Here is a 20,565-nt window from a genome sequence, read left to right as displayed (position 1 = left end):
TCTTCGGGAGGCATTCCATTACATGGCAAAAGATAAGCAATTCGTTACGGAAATCACGCCGCAAAGCGAGGATTTCTCACGCTGGTATATTGATGTTATAAAAAAAGGGGACTTGATGGACTACTCTCCTGTTCGTGGCTGTATCGTATTTAAGCCAGAGGGCTATGAAATATGGGAGCATATTCAGGCGGAAATGAACCGTCGCCTTAAGGAAACTGGGCATCGTAATGCTTATTTTCCAGTGTTCATTCCAGAGAGTTTCTTTCAAAAGGAAAAGGATCATATTGAAGGCTTTAATCCCGAACTGCCATGGGTAACTGAGGCTGGTGGAGACGTGCTTGAAGAACGTCTGGCTGTCCGTCCTACTTCTGAGACCATGTTCGGGCATATGTATTCCAAATGGATTCAGTCCTATCGTGACCTTCCTGTACTTATCAATCAATGGGCGAACGTGGTTCGTTGGGAGAAGCGTACGTTACCATTTATCCGCACTACTGAGTTTCTTTGGCAAGAAGGGCATACTGCACATGAGAATGAAGCTGAAGCTCGTGAAGAAACCATGAAGATGCTGGATAACTACCGTGATTTTGCCGAGACTTTCCTTGCTATTCCGGTGATTACTGGACAAAAGACACCTTCCGAGCGTTTTGCTGGTGCTGTAGATACGTATTCTATTGAAGCGATGATGAAAGATGGACGTGCTGTTCAGGCTGCTACCTCACATTACTTGGGTACCAAGTTTGCAACAGCATTTGAGATCCAGTATTTGAGCCGCGACAATAATTTAGAATATGTGCATACGACCTCATGGGGATCCACTACACGCTTGATTGGTTCGCTGATTATGGTGCATGGCGATGACCGTGGGCTTGTTCTACCGCCTAAGGTAGCGCCAACTCAAGTAATTATGATTCCGATCGGACCTCCTAAAACTCGCGAAGCCGTGATTGGACGGACGGACGAGCTGTTCAAGGAACTGAAGAACGCAGGCGTTCGTGTACGTGTGGATGATCGTTCGGATGTAACGCCAGGTTGGAAGTTCAATGAATATGAAATGCGCGGTATACCTGTGCGCTTGGAGCTTGGACCACGCGACATGGAGAATGGCGTCTGCGTAATCGTCTCCCGTGTCACAGGTGAGAAGAAGGTTATTCAGCAAGAGAACCTCGTAGAAGAAGTTCAAGCAATGCTCGAACAGGTTCATAATGAAATGTTCGAACGTGCCTTGAAATTCCGCGAGGACCATTTCTATTCTGTGGATTCCTTGGAAGAAATGAAAGCTTCAATGGAAGAAAAACGCGGCTTTGCACTAGCTGGCTGGTGTGGTTCCGAAGCATGCGAGTCCAAAGTTAAGGAAGAGACAGGTGCGGGAAGCCGCAACATTCCTTTCGATCCGGCGGAGAAGAAGCAAGTCTGCATTTGCTGTGGCAAACCAGCTGAGCATACTGTGGTTTTTGCAAAGGCCTATTAATCTTTTGGCACCGATCAACAGTCTTGTAGTATTTTAATCTAGCTTCTGGAGAGAGGAGTCAGCGGGCCGAAAGTACCCAATGCTTTTTGAATCCAGAAGCTTTTTAAAATATAAGAATTTATAGGTTTGCACTATAAATTATCCCTTTTATTTTTACGAGAAACAGATATTGTCTTTAAAAGCCGACAACGTCGTTTTTTTTATCATATTGTACTTTCACTGAATATCATTGATTGTGTTTTACGGAGTTATCAAAGGTGGGAGGAAAGCATGGAACAAAACCAGGAGAGAAGAAAAAGATTCGAGCTCTTGATGAAGCAAGGTGAAATTCCACCTGCAATTATGGATCCCTACTTTTTAGATGGATATATAGAGCGTGTAGAGATCAGCCGTGGTAACCGAGACTGGCAAATTATGATTGCGAAAGAAAGCCTGGTTCCAGCGCAGGTATACCGGACATTTTGCCTCAGAATGCGGGAGAAACTACAGCATATAGCCAAAGTAAGCTTTTTATTCGTATATGATCAAAAAGTTAGTAGAGCAGAGATAGTCCAAGAATATTGGGGATTGTTTCTGGAGTGGGTGACTCGCGAGGTCCCTTCGGTTAATGGCTGGCTGACACGTTCTACCCAAGAGCTTAAAGAGGACACTTTAATGTTGACGATGAGTGACTCCACTTCTATGGAGCTGGCTCGTAAAAAAGGCATCGATGGGGCGATTATTAAATTTTATGATACGTATTTCGGTCTGACCTTAAAAGTTAAAGTGCTAATGGCAGAGAATGAAAATAATAATGTTGAGGCATATGAAGAATTTCAGCAAAAGCTTCAGCAAGAACAACGCGAGATCGTTGAGCAGATGATGACTGCAGTAGAAACAGAAGCTCCTGCTGATGATAGCGATCCTAGTGAAGTCATTAAGCTTCAAGTGGGGTATGAAATTAAGGAACAGGCCGTACCGATTCTTGAAATTCAAGATGAAGAGAAGAAAATTACTATTCAGGGTACCATTTTTGGTCTGGATCGTAAGGAACTTCGCAATGGCAGTACCTTGTTCACTTTCAGTCTGACCGATTTTACGGATTCTCTACAAATGAAGATGTTCGCGAAGACTAAAGATGATCTGAAGGTTATGAGTCAGTTAGCTAACGGTAAATGGGTAAGAGCACGCGGAAAAGTGGAATATGACCGGTTTATGCAGATTCCTGAGCTAGTGATGATTCCTTCGGACTTAACAGAAGTTAAGGCACCGCCTGCGCGTAAAGATACAGCTCCTAAGAAACGGGTGGAGTTTCACCTTCACACTACGATGAGTACGATGGATGCGGTCACTCCGATCACTACCTATGTCAAAACAGCTGCCCAGTGGGGTCATCCTGCGATTGCTATTTCTGATCATGGCGGAGTTCAGGCTTTTCCGGATGCGAACCATGCAGCTCATAAGCATAAGATAAAAATGATTTATGGCGTGGAAGCCAATGTTGTGAATGACTCTGTGAATATTGTCGAGAATGCTCAGCCTTTGGACTTGAAGACAGCTACCTATGTAGTGTTTGATATAGAGACCACGGGGTTATCGATTACCCGCAATAATATTACAGAGCTGGCGGCCATTAAAATGTGCGAAGGCAAAGAAGTAGACCGTTATTCTACTTTTGTTAATCCGCATGAGAAGATCCCTTATCATATTCAGCAATTGACCAATATTACGGATGAAATGGTGAAGGATGCTCCTGATCTTGAACCAGTACTGCGTAAGTTTGTTGAATTTGTGGGTGACAGTATCCTTGTTGCACATAACGCCAGATTTGATATGGGTTTTATTCAGGCCTCGTTACGTAAAATAGGTGAACCTGATCTTCCGAATCCATCTCTTGATACGCTTGAGCTCGCCCGGTTACTATATCCAAGCATGAAGAATCACAGGCTGAACACATTAGCCGATAAATATAAAGTTCTTCTGGAAAGCCATCACCGAGCGATTGATGATACTATAGCACTCGGTGGAATATTAACAGGATTGCTCGCAGATGCTGAAAAGATGAAGGGCATGACCCGCCTTGATCGACTAAACGATTATGTGGGTAATGATCTTTCGAACACAAGACCGTTCCACTGTAATATTTATGCACTTAATCAAGTAGGCAAAAAAAATCTCTATAAGCTCATTTCCATGTCACATACGGAATATTTCAAGCGTGTTCCTTGTATTCCGAAATCCAAGCTGGAAGAGCATAGAGATGGACTGCTCGTGATTTCCGGTTGTGAACGTGGAGAGTTTTTTGAAGCAGTACTCAACAAAACGACTGAGGAAGCCATGGAGGTTGCTCATTTTTATGATGTGCTAGAGATACAGCCATTGACCATGTACATGCATTTGGTAGACAAGGGCTTTGTAGCAGGCCCTGATGAGCTTCGTGATGTAGTCCGCAAGGTTTGTGAAATAGGGGAACAGTTGAATAAACTTGTTATCGCAACGGGGAATGTGCATTATCTTGAACCCCGGGACAAGCTGTATCGTGATATTACCATTAATGGAATCACAGGCTTTAGTCCGCTTAAAGACCAACGTAAACCAGATGCACACTTCCGCACAACCGATGAAATGCTGTCTGAATTCGAATTTCTCGGTGCTGAAAAAGCAATGGAAGTCGTGGTTACGAATACCGTTGAGCTGGCGGAACGTTTTGAAGAGCTGGAGCTGTTTCCGGATAAGCTATTTACACCCATTCTTGAAGGGGCGGACGAAGAAATTCGCGAGACCTGTTATAACACTGCGAAATCCATTTATGGCGAAGAATTGCCTGAGGTAGTCATTGCCCGTTTGGAGAAAGAGCTTGCACCAATTATCAAATTCGGGTTCTCTGCCAACTATTTGATTTCTGAACGTCTCGTTAAAAAATCAAATAAGGACGGATATCTCGTAGGTTCGCGGGGTTCCGTAGGCTCCTCTGTAGTAGCGACATTTCTTGGGATTTCAGAAGTTAATCCTTTGCCCGCGCATTATATTTGCCTAAACCCAGAGTGTCGCCATAGTGAATGGTTCCTGGACGGCAGTGTGCGGAGCGGATTCGACTTACCGGACAAAGTATGTCCGGATTGCGGTGAGAAGCTCAAAGGCGAAGGGCAGGATATTCCGTTTGAGACCTTCCTCGGATTTAAGGGCGACAAAGTTCCCGATATCGATTTGAACTTCTCAGGGGAATATCAGCCGAATGCCCATAACTTTACCAAAGAAATGTTTGGTGAGAAAAATGTATTCCGTGCCGGAACGATCGGTACCATCGCTGAGAAGACTGCCTTCGGTTTCACGAAGAAATACGAAGAACTGCACCAGAAACGTTGGCGTGGAGCTGAAGTTGGCCGGCTGGCAGCTGGATGCACAGGCGTTAAACGCAGTACGGGACAACATCCCGGCGGTATAGTTGTTGTTCCAGATTACATGGAGGTTGAAGATATTACACCCGTGCAATTTCCAGCGGATGATGTCAATGCCGAGTGGAAGACCACGCACTTTGATTATCATGCTTTTGACGCGAATCTGTTGAAACTTGATATTCTGGGTCATGATGATCCGACAATGATGCGGATGCTGCAGGATTTGACAGGTGTTGATCCAACTACTATCCCGATGAATGATCCGAAAGTCATGAGCATGTTTAACTCTACAGATGCACTTGGCGTAAGACCTGACGAAATCAGATCACCAGTTGCGACATATGGTGTGCCCGAAATGGGTACCAAGTTCGTACGTCAAATGCTTATTGAGTCGAAACCATCCAGCTTTGCTGACTTACTGCAAATATCAGGTTTGTCTCATGGTACTGGGGTTTGGCTTGGTAACGCGCAAGAGCTTATAAAGAATAATACTTGTAACATTAAGACTGTTATCGGTTGTCGTGATGACATCATGCTCTTCTTAATTTATAAAGCGGGAATGGATGCGAGCTTGGCCTTTAAAATTACCGAGAGTGTTCGTAAAGGTAAAGGTTTATCTGACGAATGGATCGAGGAAATGAAAAAGTGCAAGGTTCCACAATGGTATATTGATTCTTGTCTGAAGATTCAATACATGTTCCCGAAGGCGCATGCTGCTGCATACGTTATTTCTGCAGTACGTACCGCTTACTTCAAGCTGTATCATCCTATTGAATATTATGCGACTTATTTCTCTGTACGTGCAGCAGATTTTGATATTGAATTGTGCTGTAAGGGATATGAAGCGATCAACCGTCAGATCGTAGACATTGAGCAAAAAGGATTTCAAGCTTTGCCTAAGGAAAAGGCTATGTTGCCTGTCCTTGAAATGGCTTTGGAGATGACGGCACGTGGGTTTACATTCAAAAACATTGATCTTTACCGCTCAGAAGCGAATAAGTTTATTGTTGATGACAAGAGTTTGATTCCTCCGTTTTCCGCATTAGCGGGCATTGGTGAGAATGCTGCTATCAACATAGCTGCTGCGAAAGATGCCGGGGAGTTCCTTTCTATTGAGGATTTCCAGCAGAAATCCAAGGCGAGTAAGACAGTTATTGAGCTGCTAACCAATATGGGCTGCTTCCGCGGCTTACCGGAGAGCAATCAACTTTCCCTATTTTAAAGGCTTTAACAACACTTATTTCATGGTAAGCAGAACCGGCTTTGCCGTCCTTTTAGGGACGGTACCGGTTTCTGCGAAAAATACAAAACGTATAGGATGACGTGAAACTTATACTTTCTTGTATTTCTAGAAAAGAGAGCTCCAAAGGGGGAGTCAAGGGCTAGCACTTGTCAGTCCAGACTCACTATGGTATAATTTCTTTGGTAATAATGAGATAAGTCCGTTGTGTAAAGAGTGGGGAAACCCACTCTTTATCTTTGGTATATAGCAAAAGACAAGTTCGTGGAGGTAATTTTCTTTTGAGCACACCCAAATCTAAAATTAAACAAACGGTAGAGCAGATGCTCGGGCCCTATCTCGACGACAATGGTTTCGAACTGGTGGACGTTGAATACGTGAAGGAAGGCTCCAATTGGTTTCTGCGTATATTCGTAGATAAAGAAGGCGGCATTGATATTGATGACTGCGGAAGCATTAGCGAATATTTCAGTCAGCAGTTGGATGAGAATGATCCTATCCCTGAGGCATATTTCCTTGAGGTTTCCTCACCGGGAGCAGAGCGTCCTCTCAAAAAAGCTGCGGATGTAGCTAAAGCGGTAGGTAAGGACGTGTATGTGACTGTTTATGAGCCGATTCAAGGACTCAAAGAATTTGAAGGTCGTTTGCTCTCGTTCGAGAACGAGGAACTGCTCATCTCCGCGGGCAAAAAAGAACATGTAATACCGTATGCCAAAGTCGCAAGCGCGAGATTGGCCATTATTTTTTAACGTCTTGAAAGGGGGGCCGGAAATTCATGAGTATGGAGTTTATTGAAGCAATGAATGAGCTGGAAAGGGAGAGAGGCATCAGTAAAGATGTGCTGTTCGAAGCGATCGAAGCGGCGCTGATCTCTAGTTATAAACGTAATTTCAATGCAGCACAGAACGTGCGTGTTGATATGAACCGCAACACAGGTGTCATTAAAGTGTTTGCCCGCAAGCTAATTGTTGAAGAGGTCCTGGATACAAGGACTGAAATCTCATTGCCGGCAGCCAGAGAAATTAACCCGCATTTCCAGCTTGAAGACATTGCTGAGCTTGAAGTAACACCACGTGATTTCGGGCGCATTGCTGCACAGACTGCAAAGCAGGTTGTAACACAACGGATTCGCGAAGCAGAGCGTGGACTCATCTATAATGCCTTTATTGACAAAGAAGATGATATTGTAACAGGACTTGTACAACGTCAAGATATGCGGAACATCTACATTGATCTTGGTAAAATCGAAGCGGTCTTGCCGCTTAGTGAATTGATGCCAGGTGAGAAGTTTAAGCAAAGTGAGCGTATCAAGGCTTATATCACTAAAGTTGAGAATACCACTAAAGGACCGCAAATTATGCTGTCCCGCAGTCATCCCGGATTGCTGAAGCGTCTGTTCGAACTAGAAGTTCCGGAAATTTTTGATGGTGTAGTTGAAATTCGTTCCGTAGCTCGTGAAGCTGGCTTCCGTTCGAAGATTGCTGTGTATTCCCGCAATCCGGAAGTGGATCCAGTTGGTTCTTGCGTAGGCCCAAGAGGAACACGCGTTCAAACCATCGTTACTGAGCTTCGTGGCGAGAAGATCGATATCGTCCGTTACTCTGATCTGGTGCAAGAGTATGTTGCTAATGCACTCAGCCCTTCCAAGGTGCTTGAAGTTCAAGTCTTTGAAGCAGAGAAAATGGCACGGGTGATCGTTCCTGATTATCAATTATCACTGGCTATCGGTATTAAAGGGCAAAATGCACGCCTTGCCGCTAAGCTTACCGGCTGGAAAATTGATATCAAGAGTGAGAGTCAAGCGGAGCAGGAATACGGTAGACCGAGAACTTCTATTGATGAAATGCATCAGGATTCCGTCTCCATTGATTAATTAACCTGCTTGACGGGAGGCGTATGTATGAAACAAAGAAAGGTGCCGCTGCGCAAATGCGTTGCTACCCAAGAGATGATGCCGAAGAAAGAGCTGATTCGAGTGGTTAGAACGCCCGAGGGCGAAGTACTGATTGATCTGACAGGTAAGAAGTCAGGCCGTGGTGCTTACATATGCGGCAAGCTTGAATGCTTTAAGCTGGCACAGAAGAATAAAGCACTTGACCGTGCTTTGAAATGTCAAGTGAGTCCTGAAATCTATGACCAGCTTGCCAGGGAATTTACTTCCGTGGAAGAGCAGTTTCTAGCAGCAAAGGATAGTGAGGATAATGAGTAAGGCGCTTTCTTATTTAGGGCTTGCCATGAGAGCAGGCAAGATAGTCACCGGCGATGAGGCTGTACTCAAAGCTGTACGGTCTTCAGAGGCGAAGCTGGTCGTTCTGGCAGGTGACGCTTCAGATAATACCCAAAAAAAGTTCCGTGATAAATGCGGAACCTACGATATTCCACTAGTAATCGCATTTCACCGAGACAGCCTCGGTGCAAGTATTGGTAAAGACCAGCGCGTAGTACTGGCCATTACGGATAAAGGATTCGCGGAAATGATCTCCAAGCAACTCGGAGATACTGTCGGAGGTGGATTTATTGACTAAAGAAGAGAACAAAGATAAATTGCGTGTGTACGAATATGCCAAGTCACTAAACATGAGCAGTAAAGAAATTATTACTATTCTGAAGCGTTTGAATGTCCCTGTGAATAATCATATGAGTGTCATGGAGAACGGTTCCGTGAACAAAGTAGAGCAATTCTTCAAGGATATCAAGTCGAACGCTGCAGCCAAGCGGGATACCGGCTCCAGCAGCCGCCCGGTGTCAACCGGTGCAGTAACTGCCGAACCCCAGAGTGCTCAGAATGCCAACAAAAATCAACAGGAAAAGCAGGTAGGTATGAACAGTAACCAAAACAACAACCAATCGACGACGTCCCCAAGGCCCCAAAGCGGACAAGATTCCCGCAGAACAACAACAGGTTCAACGCAAAATGCACGTCCGCAACAAAGCGGAGCTCCACGTACAAATAGTACTACCGGAAGCCGTCCGCAAGGAAGTAGCACAGGCGGCAATCGCCCACAAGGTAGCAATACCGGTGGCAGCCGTCCGCAAGGAAGTAGTACAGGCGGCAATCGCCCACAAGGTAGTAATACTGGTGGCAGCCGTCCGCAAGGAAGTAACACAGGTGGTAGCCGTCCGCAAGGTAGTACTACCGGCGGTAGCCGTCCACAAGGAAGTAATACTGGCAGCCGTCCGCAAGGACAAAGCAGTGCACCTCGCACGGACAGCCGCCCACAAGGTCAATCTGGCACAGGTGGTGGTTTCACACGCGGTGACGACAGAGGTCCTAAGAAGAACACAACCGGTGGTAGACCAAATACGAACAATAGACGGTTTGATGATGGTAAAGGCGGTAACTACCGCGGTCGTGGTGGTAAGAATGGCCGTGGCAAGAATCAACCTATGGTTCACCGCGAGAAGATTGATAATACACCTAAGAAAATTATCGTTCGTGGCAGCATGACCGTAGGTGAAACTGCGAAATTGCTTCACAAAGACGCTTCTGAAGTAATTAAGAAGCTGATTTCTATGGGTGTAATGGCAACCATTAACCAAGAATTGGATATCGACACCATTCTTCTGCTCGCTGCTGAATTTGGCGTAGAAGTAGAAGTGAAGATTCCTGTTGATGAGGATAGCTTCGAAACTGTGGAAGAGAATGATACTGAAGATGAGCTTCAGACCCGTCCTCCAGTAGTTACAATCATGGGTCACGTTGACCACGGTAAAACTACTTTGCTGGATGCCATTCGTTCGACAAGTGTGTCACTAGGCGAAGCTGGCGGAATCACACAGCATATTGGTGCTTATCAAGTTGAAATCAATCAGAAGAAAATCACGTTCCTTGATACACCTGGTCACGAAGCATTTACGGCTATGCGTGCTCGTGGTGCACAGGTTACGGATATGACAATTATCGTAGTTGCAGCGGATGACGGTGTTATGCCTCAGACTGTTGAAGCTATTGCACACGCTAAAGCTGCTGGACTTCCGATCATTGTTGCTGTCAACAAAATCGATAAGCCAGGTGCTGATCCTGATAAGGTGAAGCAAGAGCTTACAAGCTATGAACTCGTTCCTGAAGAGTGGGGCGGAGATACCATCTTCGTTAACCTTTCTGCAAAACAACGTATTAACTTGGAAGAACTGCTGGAAATGATTCTGCTCGTTGCTGAAGTAAACGAGTACAAAGCGAACCCTGACAAACGGGCACGCGGTACAGTTATAGAAGCTGAGCTTGATAAGAATCGTGGACCCGTTGCACGTGTTCTGGTACAGAACGGTACATTGAAAGTCGGCGATGCTTTTGTAGCAGGTAACTGCTTCGGACGTGTACGTGCGATGGTTAATGACAAAGGACGTAAGATCAAGGAAGCTGGACCATCCACTCCAGTAGAAATTACTGGTTTGACTGAAGTACCACAGGCTGGTGATCCGTTTATGGCCTTCGAAGACGAGCGTAAAGCCCGTGCGATTGCTGATAGACGTTCCACTTCCCAACGCCAATCTGAGCTGAATACGAACACTCGTGTAACATTGGATGATTTGTTCCAGCACATTAAAGACGGCGAGATCAAAGACCTTAACGTTATTATTAAAGCTGACGTACAAGGTTCAGTCGAGGCACTTAAAGGTTCCCTGGCTAAGATCGAAGTGGAAGGTGTCCGCGTGAAGATCATTCACAGCGGTGCTGGTGCCATTACGGAATCCGATATTACACTTGCAGCAGCATCTAATGCTATTGTTATTGGCTTTAACGTTCGTCCGGACGCTCAGACCAAGGCAGCTGCTGAACAAGAAAAAGTAGATGTTCGTCTCCATAACATCATCTACAATGTAATCGAGGAAATTGAAAGTGCAATGAAGGGTATGCTTGATCCTATCTATAAAGAGAACGTTATCGGTCACGCTGAAGTGCGTAGCGTATTCAAAATCAGTAAAGTGGGTACCATTGCAGGTTGTATGGTTATTGATGGTAAAATTACCCGTAATGCTGAAATGCGCTTGATCCGTAGCGGAATCGTTGTATTTACAGGTAAAGTTGATACCTTGAAACGCTTTAAAGATGATGCCAAAGAAGTGGCGCAAGGTTATGAATGCGGCATAACTTTGGAACGCTATAATGACGTCCAAGAGGGCGACATTATCGAAGCGTTTCTTATGGAAACTGTAGAGCGCTAAGCGAAGAGGTGAATATAGATGTCTAAAATTAGAGCAGGACGAGTAGGCGAGCAGATCAAGAAAGAGCTTAGTCAACTTATCCAAAGCGGACTGAAAGATCCTCGAATCGGTTTTGTAACTGTAACTGGCGTAGACGTGACTAACGATCTGTCGCAAGCGAAAGTATACCTAAGCGTGTTCGGGGATGAAGAGCAGAAGTCAGGCTCCCTTAAAGCGATTGAGAAAGCAAATGGTTTTCTTCGCTCCGAGCTTGGCAAGGCGATTCGCCTCCGGCATACACCGGAACTGATCTTCAAGATCGATGAATCTGTCGCTTATGGCAGTCACATTGAGAAACTTCTTGGAGAGCTTCATAAGAACGATTAGAAATAGGTACAAAAGGAGTTCAAAATAGCTCAAGGCTATTTTGAACAACTTTTATAAAGGAGACGGCGAATGCAGAGCTATGAACAAAGTCTCCAGCAGACCCGTGAGTTTCTGCTGGAACACGACGATTACCTTGTAGTGTCGCATGTTCAGCCGGACGGAGATGCAGTCAGCTCCACCCTAGCGGTGGGCTGGCTTCTCTCATGTCTGGGCAAAAAATACACTATGCTAAATGAAGGACCGATACCGAAGCGGATGGAATACTTATGGCATTCGGAGGAAATCATCAATATGGCCTCTAGTGAGCCGCCCCGTCAATACAGCAATGTGATCTGTGTGGATTGTGCTGATTTTCAGCGAGTAGGACTAACTCATCGCTATTTTGCGAAGGATGCTCTAATCCTGAACATTGACCATCATCCCACTAACAACGGTTATGGTCTTGTGAATTTAATCAAACCTGATGCTGCTGCGACTGCGGAAATTTTGTTCGATCTGTTGAAGACGTTCGAGATTGAATGGGACATTGATATCGCCACAGCTTTATACACAGGTCTTTTGACAGATACTGGCGGATTTCGATATACCAACACATCACCAAAAGTAATGGCAGCCGTATCTGAACTGCTATCATATGGCGTTAACGGTCCTGAACTGGCTGAGACATTACTTGAAGAAATGACATTGCCGCAGATTAAAATTTTAAATAAAGCGTTAAATACTCTTCAATTATCACCCGAAGGGGATATTGCCTGGCTCTATGTTACACCGGAGGATATGATTGAATGTGCTGCTGCTAATGAAGATTTAGAAGGTCTCGTGAACTACCCTCGCAATATTCGAGGTGTGGAAGTAGGGATTCTGTTCAAAGTCATTCATGAACATGCGGTTAAAGTTAGCTTACGTTCTGCGGGTAAGGTCGATGTGGCTGATCTAGCGCAAACGTTTGGAGGTGGCGGTCATACCCGTGCTGCAGGTGCGCGTATAGAAGCTACACTCGAAACGGCAATAGCGCAAGTGCTTGAGGAGGTAAGACGTCATTTATGAGTGAATTAGAAGGTGTACTGGCGGTTTACAAGCCAGCCGGGTTCACTTCACATGATGTTGTGGCCAAGGCGCGTCGTATTCTCGGCATGAAACGGATCGGACATACAGGAACACTTGATCCACAGGTAACAGGTGTGCTACCGCTTTGTTTAGGCCGCGCTACTCGTGTCGTGGAGTATATTCAGGAGTTGCCCAAAGAATATGTGGCAACATTGAGACTGGGGATGTCCAGTGATACTGAGGACTTAACTGGGACCATTATAGAAACTGTAGATGAGGTGCATGTAACTGAAGAAGAGATTCTGTCAGTGCTTGCTTCATTTAAAGGGGTTATTTCTCAGGTTCCACCGATGTATTCTGCGGTTAAAGTTGACGGCAAACGTCTTTATGAGTTGGCAAGAGAAGGTAAAACCGTTGAACGTAAAAGCCGTGAAGTAGAGATTTACGAAATTGAAATGACGGATATGACTTGGGAAGGCAATCATCCCGATATCACATTCCGGGTGCTTTGCTCTAAGGGGACGTACATTCGTACACTCTGTGTCGACATCGGACGAGCACTTGGACTGCCGGGTGTGATGGTGAAACTAGAGAGAACGATGTCGGCAGGGATTTCTGCTAGTCATTGTCTTACGCTAGAGGATATTGCGACTCACAAAGAAGCCGGAACATTGGAAGATCATTTAATCGCTGCAGACGAAGCCATTTCTCATATGCCAAAGCACACGGTAATGGATGAGAAAAAGAAGGCAGCTTTGCAGGGGCAGCGTTTGTCCTCACGATTTATCGCTCCAGAGGTGAAGTCGAACAGTCAATTTCGGCTATACGATCTTCAAGGTGGATTTCTTGGCATTTATGAATTGGAAGATACAGGTGCAATTGCTCCAGTGAAGGTGTTTGCACAAGCTTAAATCAATTTTACCAAGTGAATTGTAGGTGAGAAACAGCGTGAGAACCGTAACGTTAACCTATCCGATGTCTCCGGAGACTGCTGCAGAGTGGGCTCAGCCTCAAGTGGCTGCTCTAGGGCAGTTTGACGGATTGCATCGTGGACATGCTAGCGTCATTACATCCGCTGTGGCCCTCGCACGTAAACAAGGTGTGCCGGCTGCAGTCCTTACATTTCATCCCCATCCTAAAGATGTTATGGGTAAGGGTGATTATGAAGGGTATTTGACGCCACCCGTAGAAAAGCAGGAGATTCTTGCTAGTTTGGGTGTCGATATCTTATATGTTATTGAATTTAACGAGCAGCTTTCCCGTGTAAGTCCACAGAATTTTGTCTCTGTTATGCTTTTGCCGCTACATATTGTAACTGCAGTTGTCGGCTTTGACTTTCGTTTTGGTTATCAAGGTGAAGGCGATGTTGAGATGCTTCGCAAGCTGGGTGAAGGTATTATGAATGTAGAGGTTGCTCCCCCTTTTCTGCTGGATGGAGAGAAGGTAAGCAGCTCCGGCATTCGTAAAAGTCTCCAAAACGGGGATTTAGAGCTGGCAAACTCCTGGTTCGGACGTTGCTATTATCTGCGTGGTGAAGTGGGTCATGGTGAGAAGAGAGGTCGCACTATTGGTTTTCCAACAGCGAACTTGAAGCTTAGTGCACATTTTGTCATCCCGACTAAAGGTGTATATGCGGTCCGAGTCTTTTATAAGGATAAAGTTTTGTATGGGGTTATGAATGTGGGCGTTAAACCTACCTTCCATGAGGGTGTATTGACTCCAAGCTTTGAGGTCCATCTGTTTGACTTTGAAGGTGATTTGTATGATCAAGAGCTCAAGGTGGAGTTAGTATCTTATATTCGTCCTGAACGAAAATTCGAATCCATTGGTGCATTGATTACTCAAATCGGTGAGGATGCAGAAACCGCGAAGAAGATTTTGGGGTATAATCTATAGTCATCCCGGACAAGCCGTTTACTTTTGTTAATGGAGATGCTATACTAATAAACGTTGCTGGCTTACAGCACCATAACCTTAGCTTGGTTACACGTTCTCACCGACGGTGACGAGGCTAGTGGCGATTATATTGAAGGAGGTGAACAGGATGGCATTAACTCAAGAACGTAAACATCAATTGATCGACGAGCACAAAACTCACGAATCCGATACTGGATCCCCTGAGGTGCAAGTTGCTATCCTAACGGAGAACATCGTTAATTTGACTGACCACTTGCGTACGCACAAGAAAGATCATCACTCCCGTCGCGGATTGTTGAAAATGGTTGGACAACGTCGTAAACTTCTGGCGTATTTGAAAAACAAAGACATCAGACGTTACAGCGCCCTGATCGAAAGACTGGGATTGCGTCGTTAATTTTCCATAAGATAACCCTTAAAGCAGCCTGGTTGTATACCGTATGTCCTTCTCGGAGCGACAGCGGGACAGCTGGGTTGCTTTTTGAAAATTTAGGGAAAACTTTATAGCAAGACTGATGAGATTATTCGTAAAAACGGCCACTTTACATCATCTGTGAGACTTAGCCGTTTCTTCTTATATGTATACAGAACAGGCTACATACCTTAAATTATAAGAAAGTATAAGTTTCACGTTATACTTTATTCTTATAATTCTCGCATAAACGCTACCGTCCTTATAAGGACGCCGAAAGCGTTTTTACTTAGGGACAAGCCTTTCCGATTCATTAGATCTATTTGTGAACCTGCTATATTTGATTGCGGGTCTACTACTATTCAAGGAGGTATTTATGGAAAAACGTGTAGAAATGCAGCTAGGCGGAAGACGCCTTGTGCTGGAAACGGGCCGTCTAGCTAAACAAGCAAACGCAGCCGTTATGGTGCGTTATGGGGATACTTCGGTATTATGTACCGTTACGGCTTCGAAAGAGCCAAAGGATCTGGATTTTTTCCCCCTTACAGTTAACTATGAGGAAAGATTATATGCAGTAGGTAAAATTCCTGGCGGATTTATTAAACGGGAAGGCAGACCAAGTGAGAAAGCGATTCTGTCAAGCCGTTTGACAGACCGTCCAATCAGACCACTGTTCCCTGAAGGATTCCGTAACGATGTTCAGGTATTGAACATGGTAATGAGTGTGGATCAGGACTGCGCACCAGATATTGCTGCTATGATCGGTACTTCAGCTGCACTTAGTATTTCCGATGTGCCTTTTGATGGACCAATCGGCGGCGTTGCTGTAGGTCGGGTTAATGGAGAATTTGTGATCAATCCGGATATGGCTCAGCAAGCAATCAGTGATATTTATGTAGTGGTTGCTGGAACGAAGGAAGCAATCATGATGGTTGAAGCGGAAGCGAACGAAGTGACGGAAGATGTGATGCTCGAAGCGATTATGTTCGGTCATGATGAAATCCGTAAGATCGTTGCAACCATCGAAGAACTGGTCAAAGTGGCTGGTAAAGAAAAAATGGCTGTGAAGCTGCATACAGTGAATGCTGACGTGAATACTGAGGTCCGCGCATTTGCTGAGGCTCGTCTGGTGGAAGCCGTTAAAATTGCTGAAAAACATGCTCGTCAGGAAGCGATTGATGTCGTTAATGATGAAGCGGTTGCGTATTTCGTAGAGAAGTACATAGAAGCACCGGAGCTTCTGAAAGATGTTAAAGAAGTCCTCCATGATATCGTGAAGGATGAAGTAAGACGTCTAATCACGCATGATAAGGTTCGTCCAGATGGACGTAAACTTGATGAAATCCGTCCGATTGAATGTGATACAAGCCTGTTGCCGCGTACACATGGTTCCGGTCTGTTCACACGTGGACAAACACAAATCCTTAGCGTTTGTACCCTTGGAGCACTAGGTGATGTGCAAATTCTCGACGGAATCGATCCTACTGAAACGAAACGTTTCATGCACCATTACAATTTCCCGCCGTTCAGCGTAGGGGAAGCTCGTCCGCTTAGAGCACCAGGACGACGTGAAATCGGTCACGGAGCACTTGGAGAACGTGCATTATCCAAGGTAATTCCTAGTGAAACTGAATTCCCGTACACGATTCGTCTAGTATCAGAAGCGATTGAATCTAACGGTTCTACATCCCAGGCAAGCATCTGTGCCAGTATTCTGGCTATGATGGACGCTGGTGTGCCAATCAAAGCTCCAGTAGCCGGAGTAGCAATGGGGCTGATTAAAGACGGAGAGCATGTCTCCATCCTGACGGATATTCAAGGTATGGAAGATCATCTCGGAGATATGGACTTCAAGGTAGCTGGTACAGCAGAAGGTGTTACAGCTATTCAAATGGACATTAAGATTGCCGGTATCGACCGCAACATTCTTCAGGAAGCACTTCAACAGGCTAAAGAAGGCCGTCTGTTCATCTTGGACAAAATGAATGAAGCGATCTCTGCGCCAAGACCTAATCTGTCCAAATATGCTCCTAAAATCATTATTATCAACATCAATCCGGACAAAATCCGTGATGTTATCGGTGCTGGTGGTAAGATTATCAATAAAATTATTGAAGAAACCGGCGTGAAAATCGACATCGAACAAGATGGCCGTGTCTTTATCGGTTCTTCAGATGAAGAAATGATCCAAAAGGCTCGTTCGATTATCGAAGGTCTTGTGCGTGAAGTACAAGTCGGAGAAATCTATGTGGGTACAGTTAGACGTATTGAGAAATTTGGTGCATTTGTTGAACTGATTCCGGGCAAAGACGGATTGGTACACATTTCCCAATTGTCCACTGAGCGTGTAGCTAAGGTAGAAGATGTTGTTGCTATTGGTGACACCATTACCGTTAAAGTTACCGAGATCGATCCACAAGGCCGGGTTAACCTGTCTCGTAAAGCGGTGTTGACTTCGGAAACTGGAGCTAAAGCGTAAGTTTGATCTTAGTAATAACCTTTACAAAAGGGATCTAATTTCATTATTAAAAGAGACAGAAGCGATTTGCGTTCTGGCTCTTTTTTTTATATGAAAGAAGTTGGAAAACTGTAGCAAACATTCCTATCTATTAGTCTTGTATCTGTTTATGACATAATTTCCTCCCTTGTCTCATAAATTGGGACAAAGTGTCTTTGTAATCGTGTGGAACGAACCTGAAATTCGTTTCTACCGGGGAGGAAGTCGTCATGAAGACGGAAAAAGTGGCATTAGTGGTTGCTTGTGTAGCAATCGTGATAGGAATTGGTAGCACACAGGGACCAGTCAAGGACATGCTTGTGCAATTGAAGCCGCAGGATGATCTTGCGGTGTGGATGGATATCCCTAAGGCGGCCAATAACGATCTTCGTCTGAGGATTGAGACCGCCGCGGCCAAACTAAATGCACCTCCAGTGGATGCAGTGGTTGACCGGGTGTGGAGAGCCATTCCGGGTTATAACGGACTTGAGATTGATGTAGAGAGTACCTATCGGAATGCTCTTTTGGCACCAAAAGAGCCCATAAAGTTAGTGTATCGGCAGATCGAACCAAAAGTATCGTTAAATGAACTGGGAGCAGAACCTATATATCGAGGAAATCCGGCGAAACCGATGGTATCACTGATGATTAATGTGGCTTGGGGGAATCAGTATATCGTGCCCATGCTGGATATTTTGGATGAAGAGAACGTGAAAGTTACGTTTTTTCTGGATGGAAGCTGGCTGAGCAAGAATCCAGAGCTTGCTGCAGAAATGTTAAAGCGTGGTCATGAGATGGAGAATCACGCCTATACCCACCCCAATATGAGTACTTTAAGTCGAGCGCGTGCTACAGTTGAGATTGAAAAGACGCAAAAGCTGCTAAAAGAATCACTTGGAGTCACTAATAAATGGTTCGCACCTCCATCTGGTGATTTCGATCAAGAGACAGTAGAAATTGCTAGCAGCTTGGGCTTAAAGACTGTACTCTGGACTGTGGATACGGTGGATTGGCGCAATCCTTCTCCTGAATCTATAGTTGCCAAAATCACAAGTAAAGCTGAATCCGGGACACTGGTTCTTATGCATCCTACTGCCTCATCCTCCAAGGCGCTGAAGGCCATGATACGCGGGATAAAGGCAAAAGGGTTACAGCTAGGAACAGTCAGCCAAACGCTGTCAGCGGAGCGTCTAATCCCCTCTGATGTTGAGTGAGTGATCTATTTCTGGTAGGATTATAGGCACGTGTATTAAATTAGATAGAACATGGCTATTGCCAGGAGGACATGAAGTGGAAAAAATAGTATTATCCAATGGATTACGAGTAGTGATGGAAAAAATTCCGACCGGCCGGTCCGTATCATTTGGAATTTGGGTGAAGACAGGTTCGCGGAATGAACACCCTGGAAACAACGGGATATCCCATTTTGTAGAGCATATGCTTTTTAAAGGTACGGACCGATATAGTGCTAAGGATATTGCCGAGCAGTTCGATGCTATTGGCGGCAATGTAAATGCGTTTACCTCTAAGGAATATACTTGCTATTATGCAAAGGTATTGGATGAGCATCTGCCTATCGCAGTAGATGTGTTAGCAGATATGTTCTTCCGTTCACGTATGGATGCTGAAGAGCTGGAGAAGGAAAAAAACGTCATCCTTGAGGAAATTTCTATGTGCGAGGATACACCAGACGACCTTGTGCATGATTTGATGTGTGCTGCTGCTTACAAGGATCATCCGCTTGCGTATTCTATCCTAGGCTTAAAGGAACGGCTGATGGAAATGAAGCCAGATGATCTTCGTGCTTACATGAAGGAGCAGTATACGATTGAGAATACGGTAATTAGTGTAGCGGGGAACATTAGTGATGGACTGATTGAGCTGCTGGAGCAGCATTTTGGTTCTTTTGCTAATCATGGCACATCTGCGCCGCTGACTCCACCGGATTATTATGGGGATTTGTTGTTTCACCGCAAAAAAACAGAACAGAATCATATCTGTCTTTCCTTACCAGGGGTCCGCTCTGGCGACCCAATGCAATATGCTATGGTGCTTATTAATAATGCCATTGGTGGGGGGATGAGCTCACGGATGTTCCAAGAGATTCGTGAAAAACGTGGCCTAGCTTATTCTGTATATTCATACCACAGTTCTCAGGCGGATTCTGGTTTATTCACGGTCTATGCTGGAACAGCACCGAAGCAAACTAAGGATGTAACAGAGCTAATTAAGGAAATGATGTACGAACTTGCTACTAAGGGTCTTAGTGAAGATGAACTGCGAAAAGGCAAGGAGCAGCTTAAAGGTAGCCTTATTCTTAGCCTGGAAAGCACTAGTAGCCGGATGAATCGGATTGGGAAAAATGAACTCATGCTCGGAAAACATAACACATTAGACGATATGATCGCCAAGATTCAGTTAGTAACGATGGACAATATCAACAGTGTGCTTGATAATATGTTTGCTGAGCCGCTTTCTTTAGCGATGGTAGGTTCAACAGATAAAGCTATTGCAAATGTTAGGAGAGATGATCTTGTCTTATTACGTACAAATCAATAAACTAGCTGGAAACGAGGATGTTAATCTTCCTTGTAAAATGTCAGAACAGGCTTCCGGGTATGATCTTTATGCCGCGGTTGAAAGAGAAGTCGTGCTTGCTCCTGGAGAACGTGCATTAATTCCAACAGGCATATCATTAGCTATGCCAGACGGATTAGAAGCTCAGATTCGCCCACGAAGTGGACTGGCCTTGAAGCATGGGATTACGTGTTTGAACACACCTGGAACGATTGATGCAGATTATCGTGGAGAGATCAAAGTGTTGTTGATCAATCTAGGGCAAGAGCCATTTGCTATTGCTCGCAATGAGCGTATTGCCCAAATGGTGTTTCAAGCGGTTCCAGTGGTCACTTTGGTTGAAGTAGATACTTTATCCGAAACAGAACGTGGAGCCGGAGGCTTCGGTCACACTGGCAAATAATATGACTTATTAAAAAGCTTGCGAATTTATGCCTAATCGGCGTGATTCGTGAGCTTTTTTTTCGTTTGAATATGACGATTTATAAGTTTCAC

15 protein-coding genes and 1 pseudogene are annotated in these 20,565 nt (G+C 44.9%); all 16 read left to right on the top strand.

Going from position 1 to position 20,565, the window contains the following annotated elements:
* Positions 1-22: 22 nt before the first annotated feature.
* The 16 genes and pseudogenes from proS (at position 23) to dut (ending at position 20,473) form a co-directional block, all read left to right on the top strand.
* Positions 23-1,471, top strand: coding sequence for a proline--tRNA ligase (proS, locus tag M2444_RS04515; protein ID WP_280786398.1), 1,449 nt, complete (start codon positions 23-25; stop codon positions 1,469-1,471).
* Between the two features lie 270 nt (positions 1,472-1,741).
* Complete coding sequence (locus M2444_RS04510; RefSeq protein WP_280786397.1) at positions 1,742-6,070, top strand: PolC-type DNA polymerase III; 4,329 nt, start codon at positions 1,742-1,744, stop codon at positions 6,068-6,070.
* Between the two features lie 299 nt (positions 6,071-6,369).
* Positions 6,370-6,837, top strand: coding sequence for a ribosome maturation factor RimP (rimP, locus tag M2444_RS04505; protein WP_094870292.1), 468 nt, complete (start codon positions 6,370-6,372; stop codon positions 6,835-6,837).
* 26 nt (positions 6,838-6,863) lie between these two features.
* Complete coding sequence (gene nusA / locus M2444_RS04500; RefSeq protein WP_042189417.1) at positions 6,864-7,961, top strand: transcription termination factor NusA; 1,098 nt, start codon at positions 6,864-6,866, stop codon at positions 7,959-7,961.
* A gap of 27 nt (positions 7,962-7,988) precedes the next feature.
* The gene (gene rnpM / locus M2444_RS04495; protein WP_042189416.1) at positions 7,989-8,297 is read left to right on the top strand and encodes an RNase P modulator RnpM; all 309 of its coding nucleotides are present in this window, start codon (positions 7,989-7,991) and stop codon (positions 8,295-8,297) included.
* A pseudogene (locus M2444_RS04490) lies at positions 8,290-8,611 on the top strand (YlxQ family RNA-binding protein); the annotation flags it as partial. The gene rnpM and the pseudogene M2444_RS04490, both read left to right, overlap by 8 nt.
* A complete protein-coding gene (gene infB / locus M2444_RS04485) occupies positions 8,606-11,254 on the top strand; it encodes a translation initiation factor IF-2 (protein ID WP_094870291.1) in 2,649 nt (882 codons plus the stop codon). The pseudogene M2444_RS04490 and the gene infB, both read left to right, overlap by 6 nt.
* Positions 11,255-11,272: 18 nt before the next feature.
* A complete protein-coding gene (rbfA, locus tag M2444_RS04480; RefSeq protein WP_042128856.1) occupies positions 11,273-11,620 on the top strand; it encodes a 30S ribosome-binding factor RbfA in 348 nt (115 codons plus the stop codon).
* A gap of 69 nt (positions 11,621-11,689) precedes the next feature.
* Positions 11,690-12,667 carry a DHH family phosphoesterase gene (locus tag M2444_RS04475; protein ID WP_094870290.1) on the top strand — a complete coding sequence of 326 codons (978 nt, stop codon included), beginning with the start codon at positions 11,690-11,692 and terminating at the stop codon, positions 12,665-12,667.
* Positions 12,664-13,578, top strand: coding sequence for a tRNA pseudouridine(55) synthase TruB (truB, locus tag M2444_RS04470; RefSeq protein WP_280786396.1), 915 nt, complete (start codon positions 12,664-12,666; stop codon positions 13,576-13,578). Before M2444_RS04475 ends, truB begins: the two co-directional genes overlap by 4 nt.
* Positions 13,579-13,615: 37 nt before the next feature.
* Positions 13,616-14,563 carry a bifunctional riboflavin kinase/FAD synthetase gene (locus M2444_RS04465; protein ID WP_094870288.1) on the top strand — a complete coding sequence of 316 codons (948 nt, stop codon included), beginning with the start codon at positions 13,616-13,618 and terminating at the stop codon, positions 14,561-14,563.
* Positions 14,564-14,711: 148 nt separating this feature from the next.
* On the top strand, positions 14,712-14,981 hold the full coding sequence (rpsO, locus tag M2444_RS04460) for a 30S ribosomal protein S15 (protein ID WP_036656390.1): 270 nt from the start codon (positions 14,712-14,714) through the stop codon (positions 14,979-14,981).
* Positions 14,982-15,372: 391 nt separating this feature from the next.
* Positions 15,373-17,475, top strand: a complete 2,103-nt coding sequence (pnp, locus tag M2444_RS04455) for a polyribonucleotide nucleotidyltransferase (protein WP_094877303.1) — start codon at positions 15,373-15,375, stop codon at positions 17,473-17,475.
* 248 nt (positions 17,476-17,723) lie between these two features.
* Positions 17,724-18,707, top strand: a complete 984-nt coding sequence (locus M2444_RS04450; protein WP_280786395.1) for a polysaccharide deacetylase family protein — start codon at positions 17,724-17,726, stop codon at positions 18,705-18,707.
* Between the two features lie 76 nt (positions 18,708-18,783).
* Positions 18,784-20,052: a M16 family metallopeptidase gene (locus M2444_RS04445; protein ID WP_094870285.1), complete on the top strand. Its 1,269-nt coding sequence runs from the start codon at positions 18,784-18,786 to the stop codon at positions 20,050-20,052.
* Positions 20,027-20,473, top strand: a complete 447-nt coding sequence (gene dut, locus M2444_RS04440; RefSeq protein ID WP_179283695.1) for a dUTP diphosphatase — start codon at positions 20,027-20,029, stop codon at positions 20,471-20,473. Before M2444_RS04445 ends, dut begins: the two co-directional genes overlap by 26 nt.
* Positions 20,474-20,565 lie beyond the last annotated feature (92 nt).

The sequence above is a fragment of the Paenibacillus sp. PastF-3 genome, assembly GCF_029893135.1.
GTDB classification, from domain to species: domain Bacteria; phylum Bacillota; class Bacilli; order Paenibacillales; family Paenibacillaceae; genus Paenibacillus_AQ; species Paenibacillus_AQ nitricinens.
The sequence above is the reverse complement of the archived record's forward strand: the minus strand, read 5'-3'. Positions and strand labels throughout refer to the sequence as shown.

Bases quoted from the DNA above. Each gene is read 5' to 3' on its own strand.
- proS (WP_280786398.1), top strand. From the start codon at position 23: ATGGCAAAAGATAAGCAATTCGTTACGGAAATCACGCCGCAAAGCGAG.
- M2444_RS04510 (WP_280786397.1), top strand. From the start codon at position 1,742: ATGGAACAAAACCAGGAGAGAAGAAAAAGATTCGAGCTCTTGATGAAG.
- nusA (WP_042189417.1), top strand. From the start codon at position 6,864: ATGAGTATGGAGTTTATTGAAGCAATGAATGAGCTGGAAAGGGAGAGA.
- rnpM (WP_042189416.1), top strand. From the start codon at position 7,989: ATGAAACAAAGAAAGGTGCCGCTGCGCAAATGCGTTGCTACCCAAGAG.
- rbfA (WP_042128856.1), top strand. From the start codon at position 11,273: ATGTCTAAAATTAGAGCAGGACGAGTAGGCGAGCAGATCAAGAAAGAG.
- M2444_RS04475 (WP_094870290.1), top strand. From the start codon at position 11,690: ATGCAGAGCTATGAACAAAGTCTCCAGCAGACCCGTGAGTTTCTGCTG.
- truB (WP_280786396.1), top strand. From the start codon at position 12,664: ATGAGTGAATTAGAAGGTGTACTGGCGGTTTACAAGCCAGCCGGGTTC.
- rpsO (WP_036656390.1), top strand. From the start codon at position 14,712: ATGGCATTAACTCAAGAACGTAAACATCAATTGATCGACGAGCACAAA.
- pnp (WP_094877303.1), top strand. From the start codon at position 15,373: ATGGAAAAACGTGTAGAAATGCAGCTAGGCGGAAGACGCCTTGTGCTG.
- M2444_RS04450 (WP_280786395.1), top strand. From the start codon at position 17,724: ATGAAGACGGAAAAAGTGGCATTAGTGGTTGCTTGTGTAGCAATCGTG.